At 61.4% G+C, this 16,771-nt stretch carries 19 protein-coding genes; 2 read left to right on the top strand and 17 right to left on the bottom strand.

Annotation, left to right across the window (positions count from 1 at the left end; genetic code table 11):
* Positions 1 to 21: 21 nt before the first annotated feature.
* The 12 genes from Q0887_RS11605 to Q0887_RS11550 all read right to left on the bottom strand — a co-directional run bounded on the left by Q0887_RS11605 (position 22) and on the right by Q0887_RS11550 (position 12,209).
* The gene (locus Q0887_RS11605) at positions 22 to 924 is read right to left on the bottom strand and encodes an SDR family oxidoreductase (RefSeq protein ID WP_299195533.1); all 903 of its coding nucleotides are present in this window, start codon (positions 922 to 924) and stop codon (positions 22 to 24) included.
* A gap of 42 nt (positions 925 to 966) precedes the next feature.
* The gene (locus Q0887_RS11600; protein WP_299195531.1) at positions 967 to 2,175 is read right to left on the bottom strand and encodes an acyl-CoA dehydrogenase family protein; all 1,209 of its coding nucleotides are present in this window, start codon (positions 2,173 to 2,175) and stop codon (positions 967 to 969) included.
* Positions 2,176 to 2,177: 2 nt separating this feature from the next.
* A complete protein-coding gene (locus Q0887_RS11595) occupies positions 2,178 to 2,933 on the bottom strand; it encodes a ThuA domain-containing protein (RefSeq protein WP_299195529.1) in 756 nt (251 codons plus the stop codon).
* 102 nt (positions 2,934 to 3,035) lie between these two features.
* Positions 3,036 to 3,797 carry a glucose 1-dehydrogenase gene (locus Q0887_RS11590; protein WP_299195527.1) on the bottom strand — a complete coding sequence of 254 codons (762 nt, stop codon included), beginning with the start codon at positions 3,795 to 3,797 and terminating at the stop codon, positions 3,036 to 3,038.
* A gap of 9 nt (positions 3,798 to 3,806) precedes the next feature.
* Positions 3,807 to 4,979 (bottom strand): thiolase family protein, encoded by a 1,173-nt coding sequence (locus Q0887_RS11585; protein WP_299195525.1) that lies wholly within the window; start codon positions 4,977 to 4,979, stop codon positions 3,807 to 3,809.
* Positions 4,976 to 5,398, bottom strand: a complete 423-nt coding sequence (locus tag Q0887_RS11580) for an OB-fold domain-containing protein (RefSeq protein ID WP_299195523.1) — start codon at positions 5,396 to 5,398, stop codon at positions 4,976 to 4,978. Before Q0887_RS11580 ends, Q0887_RS11585 begins: the two co-directional genes overlap by 4 nt.
* Before the next feature lie 11 nt (positions 5,399 to 5,409).
* On the bottom strand, positions 5,410 to 6,498 hold the full coding sequence (locus Q0887_RS11575) for an acyl-CoA dehydrogenase family protein (RefSeq protein WP_299195521.1): 1,089 nt from the start codon (positions 6,496 to 6,498) through the stop codon (positions 5,410 to 5,412).
* 9 nt (positions 6,499 to 6,507) lie between these two features.
* Complete coding sequence (locus Q0887_RS11570; protein WP_299195519.1) at positions 6,508 to 7,758, bottom strand: cytochrome P450; 1,251 nt, start codon at positions 7,756 to 7,758, stop codon at positions 6,508 to 6,510.
* A gap of 106 nt (positions 7,759 to 7,864) precedes the next feature.
* Positions 7,865 to 8,245: a limonene-1,2-epoxide hydrolase family protein gene (locus Q0887_RS11565; RefSeq protein ID WP_299195517.1), complete on the bottom strand. Its 381-nt coding sequence runs from the start codon at positions 8,243 to 8,245 to the stop codon at positions 7,865 to 7,867.
* Positions 8,242 to 9,018: a ThuA domain-containing protein gene (locus Q0887_RS11560; protein WP_299195515.1), complete on the bottom strand. Its 777-nt coding sequence runs from the start codon at positions 9,016 to 9,018 to the stop codon at positions 8,242 to 8,244. The genes Q0887_RS11565 and Q0887_RS11560 overlap by 4 nt, the downstream gene beginning before the upstream one ends.
* Positions 9,015 to 10,028, bottom strand: a complete 1,014-nt coding sequence (locus Q0887_RS11555) for an NADP-dependent oxidoreductase (protein WP_299195513.1) — start codon at positions 10,026 to 10,028, stop codon at positions 9,015 to 9,017. Before Q0887_RS11555 ends, Q0887_RS11560 begins: the two co-directional genes overlap by 4 nt.
* A gap of 30 nt (positions 10,029 to 10,058) precedes the next feature.
* Complete coding sequence (locus tag Q0887_RS11550) at positions 10,059 to 12,209, bottom strand: molybdopterin-dependent oxidoreductase (protein WP_299195511.1); 2,151 nt, start codon at positions 12,207 to 12,209, stop codon at positions 10,059 to 10,061.
* A 117-nt stretch (positions 12,210 to 12,326) separates the two neighbouring features.
* Between Q0887_RS11550 and Q0887_RS11545 the strand changes: the two genes are divergently transcribed.
* Positions 12,327 to 13,328, top strand: a complete 1,002-nt coding sequence (locus tag Q0887_RS11545; protein WP_299195509.1) for an NADP-dependent oxidoreductase — start codon at positions 12,327 to 12,329, stop codon at positions 13,326 to 13,328.
* Between the two features lie 25 nt (positions 13,329 to 13,353).
* Here the strand turns inward: Q0887_RS11545 and Q0887_RS11540 are convergent, their stop codons facing one another.
* On the bottom strand, positions 13,354 to 13,695 hold the full coding sequence (locus Q0887_RS11540) for a putative quinol monooxygenase (RefSeq protein ID WP_299195507.1): 342 nt from the start codon (positions 13,693 to 13,695) through the stop codon (positions 13,354 to 13,356).
* Between the two features lie 19 nt (positions 13,696 to 13,714).
* Positions 13,715 to 14,128: a nuclear transport factor 2 family protein gene (locus Q0887_RS11535; protein ID WP_299195505.1), complete on the bottom strand. Its 414-nt coding sequence runs from the start codon at positions 14,126 to 14,128 to the stop codon at positions 13,715 to 13,717.
* A 120-nt stretch (positions 14,129 to 14,248) separates the two neighbouring features.
* On the opposite strand from Q0887_RS11535, the gene Q0887_RS11530 reads away from it, so the two are divergent.
* Positions 14,249 to 15,058, top strand: a complete 810-nt coding sequence (locus tag Q0887_RS11530; RefSeq protein WP_299195503.1) for an SDR family oxidoreductase — start codon at positions 14,249 to 14,251, stop codon at positions 15,056 to 15,058.
* Between the two features lie 3 nt (positions 15,059 to 15,061).
* Here the strand turns inward: Q0887_RS11530 and Q0887_RS11525 are convergent, their stop codons facing one another.
* The 3 genes from Q0887_RS11525 to Q0887_RS11515 all read right to left on the bottom strand — a co-directional run bounded on the left by Q0887_RS11525 (position 15,062) and on the right by Q0887_RS11515 (position 16,762).
* Positions 15,062 to 15,421: an STAS/SEC14 domain-containing protein gene (locus Q0887_RS11525; protein WP_299195501.1), complete on the bottom strand. Its 360-nt coding sequence runs from the start codon at positions 15,419 to 15,421 to the stop codon at positions 15,062 to 15,064.
* A gap of 82 nt (positions 15,422 to 15,503) precedes the next feature.
* Positions 15,504 to 15,803: a hypothetical protein gene (locus Q0887_RS11520; RefSeq protein WP_299195499.1), complete on the bottom strand. Its 300-nt coding sequence runs from the start codon at positions 15,801 to 15,803 to the stop codon at positions 15,504 to 15,506.
* A gap of 170 nt (positions 15,804 to 15,973) precedes the next feature.
* Positions 15,974 to 16,762 (bottom strand): SDR family NAD(P)-dependent oxidoreductase, encoded by a 789-nt coding sequence (locus Q0887_RS11515; protein WP_299195498.1) that lies wholly within the window; start codon positions 16,760 to 16,762, stop codon positions 15,974 to 15,976.
* Positions 16,763 to 16,771: the final 9 nt, after the last annotated feature.

Genomic DNA, 16,771 nt, shown 5'->3' with positions numbered 1-16,771 from the left:
TTGTGACCCTCCCTCAATCGCCTAGCTGGTAGCCCGGTCCGCCTTGTCCTTCTCGTTCGTACCCTTGATCATGGCGCGCATCTGGTCCCATTCGGCGTCGCCCAGCCCTTCGAGCATGGGGTAGAAGGTGCCGCCATTGGCCTGATAGCCTGCGCCGTCGATCGCGATGGTCTGGCCGTTCACATATTCCGCGCCCGGACCCATCAGGAAGGTGGCGAGATTGGCGAGTTCGTGCATCTCGCCCGCGCGGCCCATTGGATTGAGATTGTTGCCCGAATTGCCTCCCGATCCGCCCGGATGCAGCCGCGCGCTCATCCCCTTGGTCGGGAAGAGGCCCGGCGCAATCGCGTTGAAACGCAGGCCGTAGCGGCCCCATTCGGTCGCAAGGCTCTGCGTCATGGCATTGATCGCGGTTTTGGACATGGCAGATGGCACCACAAAGGCGCTGCCCGACCAGACCCAGGTGGTGAGGATCGAGAGGAAGCTTGCCTTTTTGCCTTCCGCGATCAGCCGCTTGCCCACGTCGAGCGTGACGTAGAACGTTCCGCGCATGACGATATCGGCGATGGCGTTGAACCCGTTGACCGACAGGTCTTCAGTGCGGCTGATGAAGTTTCCGGCGGCGTTGTTGACCACCCCGGTGAGCGCGCCTCCGTCCGCCCAGATCGCGTCGACCATCGCATGGATCGCATCGGCGTCGCGGATATCGCAGGCATGGGCGACGACCTTACCACCGTGTTCACCCATCAGTTCCGCTGCTGTCTCATCCAGCTTGTTCTGACGCCGCCCGCAAATGTAGACGGTCGCGCCCAGCTTAAGGAAACCCTCGGCCATTTCGCGGCCCAATCCGGTGCCTCCGCCGGTGACGAGGATGCGCTGATCATCCATCAGCCCTTCGCGGAACATCAGTTTCGAAACGTCCATGAGTTTAGTCTTTCATGTGAGGGGAGCGCAGGCGGCTCTGGGTCAAAGACCCAGAACAGTCTTTGCGATAATGTTCTTCTGCACCTCGTCCGACCCGCCAAAGATCGTCGCGGCGCGGTTGTTGAGGTAGCGGCCCATCGCGGTCTGGGCCATTTCGCTGCCGACCGGTTCGGGCGCTTCGTTGCCGTAGAGCGGACGTTCGAGCGGCAATTGCAGCGCATCGGTGCCGAGCAGTTCGAGCCGGAGCGTGTCGATCTCCTGCCCGATATTCGACCCCAGCATCTTCACCAGCGAGGTCTGCGGACCGGGCGCGCGGCCCTTTGCCAGTTCGGCGAGAATGCGCAGCTCGGTGAACTCGAGCGCTTCTGCCTCCAGCCGCGCGCGCGCCAGCCGGTCGCGGAAGCGCGGATCATGCGCAATCGCGCCGTTGACACCCGAAGGCTGCGTTTGGGCCAGCTCCTGCAATTTCTCGATGCTCTGGAGCAGGCGCGGGGCAAAGCACGATCCGCCGCGCTCGTTTTCGAGCAGAAATTTGGCAATCGTCCAGCCTGCGCCTTCTTCGCCGATACGGTTCTCAACCGGCGTGCGCGCGTCGCTGAAAAAGACCTGATTGACCTCGTGATCGCCCGACATCGAATGGATCGGGCTGACTTCGATCCCGTCCTGATCCATCGGCAGCAGCAGGAAGGTGATGCCCGCCTGCTTCTTGCCCGAATTGTCGGTGCGCACGAGCGCGAAGATCCAGTTGGCGTGATGCGCGTGGGTGGTCCAGATCTTGGAGCCGTTGACGACATATTCGTCGCCCTCACGCCGCGCGGCGGTTTTGAGCGAGGCAAGATCGGAGCCTGATCCCGGCTCCGAATAACCCTGACACCAGTAATCCTCGGCATTGAGGATGCGCGGGAGGAATCGCTCTTTCTGTTCAGGCGTGCCGAAAGCGCAGATCACCGGGCCGACGAGGCGCAGGCCGAGGATCGAGAGCGCGGGCGCCCCCGCCAGCGCGCATTCCTTTTCAAAGATGAATTTCTGCACCGGCGTCCAGCCTGTGCCGCCATCTTCCTTGGGCCAATGCGGCGCGACCCAGCCGCGCTCATTGAGCGTGCGATGCCATTCGAGGCCGATGTCAGGCTCGACAAACACGCCAGGTGTGCGCCGCGCGCCGTCGCGCAGCCGGTCGGGCAGTTTCTCGGCGAGAAATGTGCGCACCTCTTCGCGAAAGGCGAGGTCTTCGGGTGAGAAGGTCATGTCCATACTTATTCACCCTCTCTCATCGCCCAGCCGATGCTGCGGCGGAGCATGTCGTAATACACATCATAGTTCCACGCGCACATTTCCTTGTGCGGGTAAAAATCCTGCATTCCGGGCAGGTCATAGTGCCCGCGGCAATGGCCCAGCGTGTTGTAGACGATCCGCCCCTTGCCGATGTCTCTTGTGTAAAGGATCGGCACGGCGGTCTTCTCCCACTGGCCCTCGACAAAGCCGGTGGCTTCGCCTTCGAACGTGGTCTGCATCAAAGTGTCGATCTCGGCGGTGGTCTTGGAGAGATAGAGCTCGTCTACGACCTCGAAATCCTCGATCCCGCGCGTGAGTTCGTGGTCCTTGTTGACGACCTCGACTTCGAACTGGCCGATCGGCGGGTGCGCCTTGAACTGGGTGCCGAGCATGTCGAAGACGTCGGGGCGGTTTTCCGGCGCATCGACCAGACCGTCTTCGGTGAAGACGAGGATCGAATTGGTGCCGTGGAGCGCGAGCCATTTGCCGCCCGCCTCGAGCCAGCTGCGCAGCTGTTTGGCCTGTTCCTCACTCGGCATCAGGTCGCAAGTATAGGTTATGAGGAAGCGGCACTGGTCGAGCCGCTCCAGCCCCGAATAGTCGCAGCCAACCGTTGTGCGGATATGCGGATGCTCGGCCAGCAGCTTGAGCACTTCAAGGCGCGGATAGTCGATATCGTGATACTTGCCCGCCGCGATGAAATGCGCGTCAATGCGTTGTGCCGGTTGTTCTGCCATCGCCCTAGCTCCTGATGCTTCCGCCGCCGTCGACGTGTCCAGCGGCGGCGGCGATTGCGCCCATCGGGGTTGTCCGCGAGTGGGAATGTACCTTGGTCAAAATCAGCTCCTGATGCTTCCGCCGCCGTCAACAGTGAAGTCGCAGCCGGTGGTGAAACTTGCTTCGTCGCTGGCGAGGAAGACGACTGCCTTGGCCACTTCGTCGGGTTCGCCGATGCGGTTCATCGGGTGGGTGGCGGCAAAGTCGCGCTCAATATTCTCCGGCTCGTCCATGCCTGAGAATTTGTAGCGCTCATACATCGGCGTGCGGATCGCGCCGGGATGGACCATGTTGGCGCGGATCGGCAGGCCGCGTTCGGCGCAATCGAGCGCGATGGAACGGGTAAGGCCAACCAAACCCGCTTTGGAAGCACTATAGGCAGCGACAAAGGCAGCCGGACGGATTGCGATCATCGATCCGATATTGACGATGGCGCAAGGCTCTCCGCTGGCTTCCATCGCGGGGATCGCGGCGCGGCAGCCATAGAACGGCCCTTCGAGATTGATCTCGATGGTGCGCCGCCAGCTGTCGAGATCAACATCGACAACGTTGCCGGGTTCGGAGATGCCTGCGATGTTGCACAGCACGTTCAATTTGCCGAAATGCTCGTGAACCGCGCGCACCGCCTTTTGCCATTGGCCAAGATCGCGCACGTCGAGTTCGAACGCGGCTGCATTCTCGCCCAGCTCTTCGGCCAGCGCCTGCGCCTTGTCGATCTGGACGTCGCACAGCAGCACCTTGCCGCCCTCTGCAACGATCATCCGGCCAACATTGGCTCCGATCCCTTCCGCGCCGCCTGTGACCAGCGCGACTTTATTGCTCATCTTGCCCATTTATCGCTCCAGAATTGCCACTGCCGAAAGGCCCGGCGCGCCATAGACGTGGCTGTAGCCGGTCTTGGGCCCTGAACCGTCACGGCCCGGCACCTGCCGTTCGCCCGCGCGCCCGCGCAGCTGTTCGACATTTTCGTAAACCTGTCTGAGACCCGAAGCGCCAATCGGCTCCCCGCAAGCGAGGCACCCGCCATCGGTGTTGATCGGCAGTTTGCCGCCTTGCTCGGACCAGCCATTGGCGAGCCATTCTTCCTGCTCGCCATCCTTGCAGAAACCGTTTTCGGCCATGTGCATGATCTCCGCGCCGCTTTCGGTGTCCTGCAATTGCGCGACTTCGATCTCGTCAGGGCCGATCCCTGCGCCTTCGAATGCCGCTTTGGAAGCGAGCACGGTGGGCTTGCCGCCTTCCTTCACGCTGACACCGGCTTGGAACACCTCGAACGAGTCAGGCGGACGGGTCCGCACGGCGATGTTGGAGATTTTCACGCTGGCATTGTTGTCGAGCGCGCCCATCTCGCGCGCCTTCTTCTCGCTCGCCAGGATCAGCGCGACGCCGCCTTCTGCGGGCGAGCAGAACATGAACTTTGTCAGCGGATCGTTGATCATCGGCGCGTTCATGATCGTTTCGAGATCAATCTCGCTGCGCCGCCAGGCATGCGGGGTCTTGGCGCCGTTGCGGAATGCCTTTTGCGCGACACGGCCCAGCGTGGTCCGGCTGATCCCGTGCAATTGCATATAGCGCTGGATCTTGAGCGCGAAGAATTGCGTTGTCAGCATCATGCCGGTCTGGCCGTACCATTCGGGCAGGCCGTAATCGGCAGGCTTGGCGTTGAAGGCCCCGCGCGGATGCTTGTCGAAGCCGACCGCGAGCGCGAGATCATACATCCCGCTCGCAATTGCCTGCTGTGCGGCAACCAGCGCGCTGCCGCCGGTCGCGCAGCCATTGGCGACATTGGTGAAGGGCAGCGAAGTCAGGCCCAGCTCGTTGACCATGATATCGGCATTGCCCGCAGCCGCGCTGCCGCCATAGGCGCATTCCATATCGGCCCAGTCGAGCCCTGCATCCGCAAGCGCCTGGCGCACAGCGAAAACGCCCTGTTCGCGGCCCGAACGTTCGTCAGTCCGGCCAAAAGGGTGGATGCCCGCGCCGATGATATAGACTGGTTCTCTCATGCGGCTTGCTCCTGCGCGGCGGCTGGTCGGAAGGCGAAAGTGTCATGTTCGGTGTTGAACGGCACGATGCAGAACTCCATCGGCATACCCAGCGACAGGTCTTCGAGCCGCGCTCCGACGATCCGGCTTTCGACAATCACCTCGCCGGGCAATTCGACATAGCCGAGCAGGAATGGCTGGAAATCGGGCGGGCCTTCGCCGGGGCCGGAACCGGGGCCTTCATAGGGCTCCTTTGGCAAAAATCCCTGCGTGGTCCACGACCAGAGCGTGCCGGTGCGCGAGAGCTTGTAAGGCTCGACATCTTTCGCCGCATCGCCTTGCGGCATCGGGAAGACGATCTCGCCCGAGGGCAGCCTGCCGCCCATCAAATGCGGCTTTGAATCGTCGCTCCAAAGAGCGGGGTCGATTTTCTGTCCCATCTCAGTTCCCCTCAGGCCGCAGCTGCATATTCGCCGAGCACGGTGTCGGTGTCGCCGAACAGCCGTGCGAGCACCATCACGCGCTTCATCGCATGGCCGATGCCAAGCTCGTCGGTGACCCCCATGCCGCCATGCATCTGCACTGCCTCGCGCGCGACCGCATCGACATTCTCGCCGATGAAAGCCTTCGCTCCGGCGGTGGCGCGATGCCATTCTGCGCTGTGCGACGGGTCGGCGAGCGCGGCACGGTAGAGCATCGAGCGGCATTGCTCGACCTTGGCATAGGCGTCGACCAGACGGTGCTGGAGCGCCTGGAACGAACCGATGGCAACGCCGAACTGCTCGCGTTCCTTCACATATTGGAGCGTGTCGTCGAGCAGGCGCTGGCCCAGACCTACCATTTCGGCGGCAGCGAGCAGGCGGGCATTGGCGACAATGGCTTCGAGCGCGGTGTGGTCGAGGTCGAGCCTTGCGGCTGCATCGAGCCTGACCTGCGTCAGCTTCAGCTCACCCGCAATACTGCCATCTGCAAGTCGGTAGGCGCGCGTTTCGACGCCTTCGGCATCGGCAGGGACTAGGAAGCACCCGGTTTCGCCGCCCAGATCGGCGGTGACGATGAACATGTCAGCCAGCAGCGCGCCCATGACGAATGTTTTCTCGCCGGTGAGCACAAAGCCTTCGCCGGTGCTCTCTGCCTTCATATGCGCAGGCGCGAGGTTATAGCGTTGCGCGCGTTCGGCCCATGCGAGGCTGACGATGCTCTCGCCGCTCAGCACCGATTCCACCGTGTCGCCGGCTCCCCCGCGCGCCAAAAGCAGGGCAGGCAGCACGCCGTGCTCGAGCAGCGGGTCAGGCGAATTGGCCTTGCCGAGAGCCTCTGCGACCAGCGCCAGATCGACATTCGAACCGCCCATGCCGCCAGCCTCTTCAGGCGCGGCGAGCGCGATCAGGCCCAATTCGGCAAGCTGGCTCCAGCGGTTGCGGTCATATCCGGTCGGCGAAAGGCGCAATCTGCGCCGCGCTTCGACATCGATAGGCGCACAAAAGCGCTCGACCGAGCTGCGGAACAGTTCCTGCTCTTCGGAAAGATCGAAGTTCATGGCGCTCTCTTACCCTGCCTTGGAGAATGTGATCGGCAGGCGGATCACCCCGCGCAGCAGGATGTTGGGAAGCACCTTGATCCCGTCCTCATCGGCAACTTCGAAATTGTCGAGTCGTTCAAGCAGCTCGTCAAAAGCGACCAGCATTTCCTTGCGGCTGAGCATATTGCCGACGCACATATGCGGCCCCTTGCCAAACGCCTGATGCGCGCGGGCATTCTTGCGTTCGATATCGAACTTGTCCGGATTCTCGAACTTCTTCGGATCGCGATTGGCTGCGGCATAGCGCAGCTGCACCACCGCGCCCGCCGGAATGGCTTGGCCGCCCAGCTCGGTGTCTTCCTTGACGATCCGCCACATGCCCGCCGTGGGCGTTTCGTATCGCAGCGCCTCTTCGACGAGGTTGCCGATCAGCTTGGGATCGCGCCCACCGGCAGCAGCCTTGGCCTTGGCCATCTGGTCGGGATTGCGGATCAACTGGAGCAGTCCGCCAGCGATTGTCGAGGTCGTCGTCTCGTTCCCCGCGACCATGAATTGCTGCATGATCGACATGATCTCTTCATCGGTGAGCGGGGTTTCCCCTTCGACTCGCGCTTCGACCAGATCGGTGAGCAGATCATCGCCGCCATTTGCGCGGCGATCCTCGATCTTGCCCTTCATATATTTCTGGTATTCGACAAAGGCGCGCGCGCATTCAAGCTGGCGTTCGCGGCTGACCATCTGGCTGAAACGGTCGACAGCAGCGTCGGACCATGCCTTGACCTGTTTGGGATCGTTATCCAGCCCGATCTGCTGCGCGATCATCGCAACCGGCAGCGGGATCGCAAACTCCTCGACAAATTCCGCCTCGCCCTTTTGTTCCAACGTCTTGATCAACTCGATCGACTTGGCGCGCATATCGGCCTCGATCGCGTTCACGCGCGGGGCGGAGAATGCGAGATTGACGAGCTTGCGATTGCGGGTGTGGACCGGCGCATCGGCGGTAAGGAGCGTGGGCGGGTTGTCCCAGCCGTCCTTGAGGATCTCCTGAATCTCCTCATCTTCGGCGCCCATCAATACGGTGAAGTCGTTCGAGAACACTTCGGGTTTGCCGTTCGCCTCGTTGCACAGGTCGTAGCTGTAGACGACGTAAGTGTTCATCTCGGGCAGATGCTCGATCGTGATCCCGGCATCGTGGATTGCGCGGTAATAGTCGAACGGATCGAGCAGCGTTTCGGGTGCGAAGACGCTGGTGTCCTTGATCGCTTCGGGCTTGTTCATCTGGAGGGCTCCGATCCCTTGGAAATTACGGGTGTAAGCCTAGCCGCAGCCGTGGGCGCGAAGCGATGCGCGAATGTGTTAGGGCGCTAACGCTTTCGAGAGCGCTTTACCCTTCGGCCAGATCGCCGAACTCGCGCACAAATTCGGCGCTGTCGAAGTAATCGCGCCAGCGCTGAATCTTGCCTTCATCGTTGAGCTCGAATGTGCCCATCACGCGGATCACGCGCTTCCTGCCCTTCATCTCGAACCAGTCGGTGCGCTCGGTCAGCACCACATTGCCATTGGCGGCGATGTGGTGAGTGTCGAAACCGCAGGCCTCGACGCCGGGAAACTTATCCATCTTGGCGCGCACTTGGTCGATCCCATTGACGGTCGAAAGCGGCAGATCGGTCCACTCGATATCGTCGGCCATGAAGGAGTAGATCTTCTCCAGATCATATTCGTCCCAAGCGGCGATGAAGGCTTCTATCGTTTCAATCGGTGTCATGGCGTCTCTCCGGCAATGAAATGAAGGGCGTTGGATAGCGCTTTGCGCATATGCGGGTTGGCATAGGTTTCGGGTGTATCGCCGAACTGGAGATAGACCAACGGGGCGGCTCCAACCTGCTTGTGCCACGCGACGAGGTTGCTGCCATCGGGATGCTCCCAGCCCTCGTTCGAATAGAGCGTGCCCGAAATGGCGAGCGTGGCGGAGTAGAAATTGTCGCGTGTGAAGGTGTGGCTGGAGCGGATCAGCGGCGTGACGTCATCCTCGAACACATGGGCGAGATAGAGCTCGTCGCACATGGGGAACTCGGCGGGAAGTCCGGCGGTGACGGGGTGATCGGCAACCACCTGCGCGGTATAGTCGACGTCATGGCGATAACCTGAGTCGGGAGAGGGTGCCCCGCGCACTTTGCCGGGCGTGTAGAGAAAGCGCCCGCCCAGCATGTCATGCCACTCGGGCCAGTCCGCCCATCCGGCGAGCGCATGATGCATCGCCACCGCCCCGCGCCCGCTGGCAAAGCGGTCGATAATCGCGCGGCGATAGGCTTCGGATGGCGGGCGTGACGTCACCCAGTCATCGGCAAAGATGTAGCCGCCCATGTCATAGAACAGCAGTGCGTCGGCATCTTTGGCCGCGCCCTCGCCGACCGCCTCTTCGGCTTCCGGATGGACCAGATGCGTGACGTCCCAATCGCCAAGCGAATGGATCAGCTGCTCGAACGGTTCGGCCTCGTAAGGATGGCCTCCCGAAAGGACGAGCAGCGACTTGCTCATTCGGCGATCTTGAGGATCATCTTGCCGTCATTGGTTCCTGCAAACAGGCGCATGAAGCTGTCATAAGCGCCTTCCAGCCCCTCATCGACATGCTCGTCGATTGCGAGCTTTCCGGCAGCCGCCCATTCGCCCATCTTGGCCGCGCCTTCGCCGAAGCGCTCGACGAAATCCATCACCAGCAGGCCGCGGATCGAGGAGCGGGTCACAATGAGGTTCCACAGATTGCGCGCGCCGACGGCCTCGGTGTTGTATTCGCTGATAAGCCCGCACAGCCCGACGCGCGCGTACAGGTTGAGGTTCATTAACCCCGCATCGAGGATCGCCCCGCCGACATTCTCGAAGATAACGTCCACGCCGTTCGGCGCAGCTTCGGCGATGGCTTTGGTGAGTGCGGCTTCGTCCTTCCCGCGATAGTCGATGGCCGCGTCGAAGCCGTATTTCTCGGTCAAACGCGCACATTTCTCCGGACCGCCGGCAATGCCAACTGCGCGGCAGCCGTGGATCTTGGCAAGTTGCCCGACGAGCGAGCCAACCGCGCCCGCTGCTCCCGAAACCAGCACAGTTTCACCCTCTTTCGGCTCGCACACTTCGAGGAAGCCGAAATAGGCGGTCATGCCGACTGCGCCGAAGATCGAGAGGTAATTGGTGATCTTAGGCACAAGGTCCGGGTCGATCGGCTGGGTGAACCCGCCCACTTCGCCGACCGAATAATCCTCCAGCGCGTTGAGGCCCATGACCCATTGGCCTTCCTCGAACCCGTCAGCGCGGCTTTCCTCGACCACGCCGATTGTGCTGGCGCGCATCGCGGTGCCCAGCGGCACCGGGGGCATGTAATTCCCGCCCGCGTCCATCCACCCGCGCATCGCCGGATCGAGCGAGGCGTAGTGGTTGCGGATCAGGAACTGCCCCTCGGCCAGCTCGGGTGCCGGCTCGGTGACGAGCTCGAAGTCTTCGGGAACCGGCTCGCCATCGGGGCGACGCTGGAGGAGGAAGCGCCGGTTATCGGGCATGGAAAGTCCTTCGCATTGTGAGAATGGGCATCAGGCCGCGACCAGTTTTACAGGGATCGCGCTTTGCAGGCTTTGGCCGGTGATCGGGTCGTAATCGACCACCTCGCTGGTCAGCCGGTTGGTTGATGAGCCCCGCTCGCGCACGTCCTCCTTGGTCGCGTCAACATCGCCGTAAGCATGCGCCATCGACACGAGGCCGCGTCTGACCTTGTCGCTCGCTTTCACGACGCCGTGAATGGTCGCATGGGGAGAGGTGATCGCGACAATGCCGCCTTCCTCAAGTCCGAGTGCGGTAATATCCTCGGGATGGATATAGGCGGGGTTGGTGGTGGTCTTTTCCTGCAACTTCTTGAGCGGATGCCCGATCGAGTTGAAACGCGTTTTCGAGCGGCGGCTGATGAGTTTGAAGTCGAAACCCTCGCGCACCGGCGCGTTGCCAGCATAGCGCGTAATCTCTGCAGGCATTGCGTCCACGGCAAGGTCGAAGCGGTGAAACTCGCTTTCCTCGACCGGCTCCACATCGGGATGGAGGTGATCGTAAACCACCGCATCGCCGTCTGCCTTGGCCACATCCTTGCGCACCTGACTGGGCGGAACGAGGCAACCGGCGGTCATCAGGTCGAGGAATTCTTCCTTCGTCGGTTTGCGATCCATCGGCAGCGGGCCACCGGCAAGCTGCATGGTTACGCCCAGATGGTTGGCTAGCGTCCAGAACATTTCATATTCGTCGATCACGTCGCCCGGCGGGGTCGCCACCGCCTCGACATAGCGCGCATAGGGCGTTTCGTGCCACCATTCGGAAAGGTTGGTGATGTCCTCGCGTTCAAGGCACTGTGACGGGGCGAGCACGACATCGGCACGCTTGGCACTGGCGCTCATCCACGGATCGATCTGGACGAACATGTCGAGATCATCGAGCGCGCGGGCCATTTTCACCTGGTCGGGGAAGCCGACAACCGGATTGCCGCCGACCGAGATCAGCGCGCGCACCTGACCTTCGCCGGGCGTAAGGATTTCATCGGCGAGGACGTTGCATGGCATCTCCCAGCCGAGGTGCCCCAGCCCGCGAAAGCGCGATGTGGGCATGCCTTCGGCGCCGAACATCGGCACGGGCGGAGCGACCTGCGCACGGCGCGGGCCTTGCGGTGTGGTGAAGACACCGGGAATCGCGGCTTTTTCGCCCTCTTGCTTGAAGCGCGCGCAGATCGTGTTGAGGCAGACAACCAGATATTCGGTGAGCGTCCCATTGCCAGCCATTTCAGGACCAGTGCCGGTGACAGCGCAACCTTTTGAGCCGCCTGCAAACAGCCGCGCGGCGGCGATGAGCTGGTCGGCCTCGACACCCGCACGCTCAGCCGCGACTTCGGGCGTCATCGGCTTCACCGCCTCCGCAAGCGCGTCAAACCCGTCGACATGGGCTGAGACGAAATTGCGGTCGTAAAGCCCCTCTTCGATAATGACGTTGAGCATCCCGGCGAGCAGCGCGGGGTCTTCGCCCGGCTTCACTGGCAGATAGATATCGGCAAGCCGCGCCACATCGCTTTCGCGCGGATCGGCGACGATCAACTTCATGCCTTCTGCCTGCCGGTCGCGGATGCGGCGTGAAGGGCTGAAGGGCGGAACCCCGCCCACAGGCGCATAATGCGAGACGATCGGATTGTTGCCGATGAAGAAGGCGACATCGCTCTCCGAAAACGTATTCGGCCCCGCCATCCATTTGCCATAACGCATGGTGGTGAAGACCTTGGCCGGCTGGTCGAGCGTAACCGAAGTGTAGAAATTGCGGCTGCCAATGGCCTGCGCGAAGCTGAGCGAGGCGGCCATGGCGGAGCTGTTCTGGAAGCCGCCCGAGCCCATGAACACCGCGACCGAATGCGGGCCGTGCTTGTCGATAATCCGGCGCAGTTCGGACGCCACATGCTCAAGCGTTTCACCCATCGCCATCTCGCGAAACTCGCCATCCTCGCCGCGCACGAGGCTGTGATGTAGCCGGTGCTCGGCATTGTGCGAATCGGGCAGTTCGCGCCCTTTCATGCAGGTGTAGCCGCCATAGGCCGGGTCGTCGGGATCGCCGCGCACCTCCACCACTTTGCGCCCCTGATCAGTGACTTCGACATCCACTTCCATCGCGCAGTTCGCATGGCAGAAACGGCAGAATGTCTTGTGTGTCTCGACGCCCATAGGTGTTCTCCTCATTGAGGAGGATACCAGAGGCACACAGCGCAGCGACTGACACTTTTATGCGTGGAGGCGCGGGCGGCAGATGCCCATTAGGGACGCGACAAGAGGAGAATTCCGATGCCCACCACCACCCGCCAATGGCTTTTGAACGGACATCCGCGGGGGCGCGGCATTGTCGAGGATGATTTCAAACTGGTCGAAACCCAGCTGCCCGACGCTGGTCCGGGTGAGATGGTGCTGGCGACACGCTATCTCGGCTTTGACCCTGCGCAGAAAGGCTGGATGGAGAATATCGCCGATTACGTCGCCCCGATGAATATCGGCGATGTGATGCGCGGCAGCGGCATTTGTGAAGTGGTCGAGAGCAATGGCGGACGTTTCGCGGTGGGCGACTTCGTCTTCGGCTCCACCGGTTGGAGCGAATATGTCGTCCATGACGGCAAGGAGCTGACCAAGGTCGAAACCGACCTTTCGCCCACCGCCGTTCTATCGGTCTTGGGCACCACGGGCATGACGGCCTATTGCGGGCTGTTCAAAGTGGGCAAGCCGGTGGCGGGCGACACTGTGCTGGTATCAGGCGCGGCAGGCGCGACGGGGAGTATTGTCGGCCAGCTCGCCAAGATCGCGGGATGCCGCGCGGTCGGGATCGCTGGCGGTCCGGACAAGTGCAAATGGCTGGTCGAGGAAGCGGGCTATGACGCCGCGATCGACTACAAGGCAGGCAATGTGAAGCAGCAGATCCGCGAGCTGTGCCCCAAGGGCGTGGACGTGATCTACGACAATGTCGGCGGCGCGATCCTCAACGACATGCTCGCCTGCATCGCCACCGGTGCACGCGTGGTGATCTGCGGCGGGATCAGCCGTTACGAGACGGGCAATCTGCCCGCTGGGCCGGAGAACTATTTCAACCTCGTCTTCCGGCGCGGAAGCATGGCAGGCTTCATCGTGCTTGACTGGGCGGGTGAATTTCCCGGCATCCGCAAGCGGCTAGAGGGCTTCGTCGAAGATGGTCGCCTGAAATATCAGGAAGATATCCAGCACGGCTTCGAGAATGCGCCCGACACGCTCCAGCGGCTGTTTACCGGACAGAATCGCGGCAAACAGATGCTGAAACTGTAGCTGTCAAAAGCGCGGGCAAAAGCCCCTAGTCGAAGCTTTCGGTTGCCTGACCTTCGGCATTGTAAACCGGAGCTTCGGCTTCGACGCGATACTTCTTGCTGGCCGCGCCGTTCAGGCCGAATGTGCCGATATGGTCGCGCATGCCCGCATAGGCATCATTGGCAAAGTGGTAGGCGAGCGCTTCCTCGCTTTCCCATTCCTCGAACACATTGACGCGGGCGGGATTGTTGCCATCCGCGCTCCATTCGTAGTGGTTGCACCCGTCCTGCGCGAGCGCGGCATCGATATGGGGCTTGGCGCTGCGCAGCGCTTCCTCGCGCTGGGCGGGGTCGAGGTCAATTTGCGCTGCGATTACGACTTTGGCCATGGGTATTTTTCTCCGTCAATCATTCTGCGGGCGGGTTGTATTCGGCGATCACTTGAAAAGCGCGCTTGGTGTAGACCCAGCTGCCATCACGTTTTTCTAGCTCATCGGTGTAGAGTCCCCCGAGCATCCGGGTCGAGCCGTCCTTGCCTTTGAGGACTTCCTGAGTCTGGCACCGCGATGTGGCGCGTGTCCCATCGACCTCTATCGAGGCTGGCACGCATTGAAAGCTGACCGCATCGAAATTCGCCATCGCGCCGAGCCAGACTTCAACGATTGCCTCGCGCCCTTTCAGCTCCATGCCCATAAAGTCCCAGTCGGCATCATCAGCCCAGACCGAGCCCCAGGTTTCCTTGTCGAAACGGACAACGCCGTCGCCATAGGTTTCGTGCAGCTCGCGAATCGCAAGGCGATCCTCAATTGGTCCTGTGAACATTTGCAGCTCTCCTTTGTGCATCGCTATCGGAGCGTGGGGCCGATGCGACAATGGACACTTTTGTGAAGGGTAGGAACGGTGCGAGCCGTGTTAGGTCCATGCCAACACAGGAGAACTTCCATGGGACAACTCGAAGGCAAGAGCGCAGTCATTCTAGGCGCGGCGAGCAGCGGCAATATGGGGCAGGTCATCGCGCGGCTGTTCGCCAGCGAAGGCGCAAAGGTGATGGTCGCGGGCCGCAAAGAAGAGCCGCTCGCGCAAATTGCAGGGGAGATCGGCGGGACTTATGCGCTGTGCGACATTACGAGCCACGAACAGGTCCACGCGATGGCAGACAAGGCGCGCGGCGAATATGGCCGCGTCGACGCCGCCATCAATTGCGTGGGTTGGGGCCTGCTTTCCAACCTGCTTGAAACGAGCCAGCAAGATCTCGACGCGATCACCGATCTGCAATTCAAAGGCACGCACCACTTCCTGCAAGCCTTTGTCAAAGTGATGAGCGAGCAAGCGCCGACCGGCGGATCGATCATTGCGCTATCCTCGGCCACTACCAAGGCGCTGATCAACAATCACGCGGCTTACATAGGCACCAAGCGCGCAGGCGAGGCGATGGTGGAATGCGTCGCCAATGATTTCGGCCATCTCGGCATTCGCGCCAATTCCGTCTCACCCGCCTTTACCGAAAGCCCGATGACGGCGGGCGCGTTCCAGACGCCGGGTCTGGTCGATGCGTTCATGCCCAAATATCCGCTCGGGCGGCTCAACACGTCCGACGATGTGGCGCAGGCCTGTCTATGGCTGTGCGGCGATCATGCTTTTGTCACCGGCCAGAATATCCAGCCCAATGGCGGGCTCACATTGCGCGGCAATCCGCAGGCGACGGATATCGAGGCTGCCGTGGGCGCAGCGATGGCTAAGATGCAGGAATAAGGTTCAAGTCTCGAGCCAGTGCTGCGCCTCGGCCAGATCGGCGAAATATTCGACCTTCTCATGGCGCTGGGCTAACCGGCGCATCTGCATCCGCGCCGTGGTTGAGCCGGTTACAAACGCCGCTTTGCGCAGGCCGTTGCGGATCGCCCAATGGATCGCGTCACCGCCTCGGGCGGCGACTTCTTGCGGAGCTACGGGCGCCTTGCTGAGGTCGATCAGGCAGTCGAATGAGCCGTCAGGCATCCGGACTTGAAACGCGGCCATCTGAAGCTGGGCATCGAACGCGTCATGTTCTCGCACAAAATCACCGTCGAACGTGATTTCGACGCGATGCTTGCTCGGATCGCTGGCAAAGAAATACATATCACCTAGTTTGACATAGATTGACTAAAGACGACCTTAGCGGCGAATAGGGAAACAGACGAAGCCGCAAGCAGGATCGGGTTCATTCGGATAGCCAGGTTTCGGCTTCATGTGACGAATCAAAAAATGCCAGTTTCTCGCTTCGCTCAGTTACCCGGCGCATTTGCATCCGCTGGGTCGTATTGGCGGTCACAACTGCGATCTTGCGAATTGCATTGTCGAGACACCATGCGAAAATCCGCGCAGTGTTCTGCGCGCGGTCCTGCGGCATAACCGGGGTTTGCGAAAAATCGATCAGCAGATCCCAATCGTCGCGGCCAAGTCGTGCATCGTTTGCTGCCGCGGAAAACTCGCTAAAGAAGTGCGCCGGATTCTGCGTCATTTCTCCATCGAAACCAAGCACTACCCGGCCCAGATTCCGATAAGCGTTAAGGGAGTACATATCGCAATTACTTCTCTACCTTCCGGTCAAAGTCAACGTCATTGTATGATGAGATAGTGGTACGGCCTAGAGCGCGCCTTTGCCGCGTGGTCAGAATAGGCCAGACCCGGTTAGAATTGAGCCGTGCCGCCATCCACGCTCAGCATCGCGCCGGTGATCCCTGCGCCTTCCTTGCTCGCCAGCAATAGCGCCATCGCGGCGATTTCCTCGACCGTATTGGGGCGTTTGATCGCGGCTTCGGAGGCGAACATCGCGATCATATCGTCAAATTCCATGCCCATCGCCTCAGCAGTGGCGGGGCCATTATTCTTGATAATGTCGGTGACGACGAGGCCGGGGCAGATCGAATTGACTGTCACCCCCGCTTCGCCGACTTCGCGTGCGAGGCTCTTGGTGAGGCCGTTCACTGCGTGCTTGGCGGCGGTGTAGGCGGTGAAGACCGGCTTGCCGTGCTTGCCCTCCATTGAACTCATATTGATGATCCGCCCGTCGCCTTTCTTGAGCATTTCCGGCAGCGCGCGGCGGCAGGCCCAGAAGGTTGAATAGACATTCCACTTCATCGCCTCGTCAAAGGCTTCGTCGGACAGCTGCACCAGCGGCTGCAAATCGCCCGCACCGCCCGCATTGTTGACGAGGATGTCGAGTGTGCCGAAATGGTCGATGGTCTGGTCGATGAACCCTTCGACATCGGCCTGCTGCATGACGTCTCCGGCAACGAAGATCGCGCGTTCGGCACCTTGACGGCCGACATGCAATTCCTCGATGACGCGTGCGCCTTTCTCGGCGTTGCGCGCGAACAGGGCGACTTTAGCTCCTTCGGCGAGGAAGGCCTCCGCGATCCCGCGTCCCAATCCTGCCGTGCCGCCGGTAATCGCTGCGACTTTGCCTTCGAGTTTCATGGCCGTCTC

The organism is uncultured Erythrobacter sp., assembly GCF_947492365.1.
Taxonomy (GTDB): Bacteria; Pseudomonadota; Alphaproteobacteria; order Sphingomonadales; family Sphingomonadaceae; genus Erythrobacter.
The sequence above is the reverse complement of the archived record's forward strand: the minus strand, read 5'-3'. Positions and strand labels throughout refer to the sequence as shown.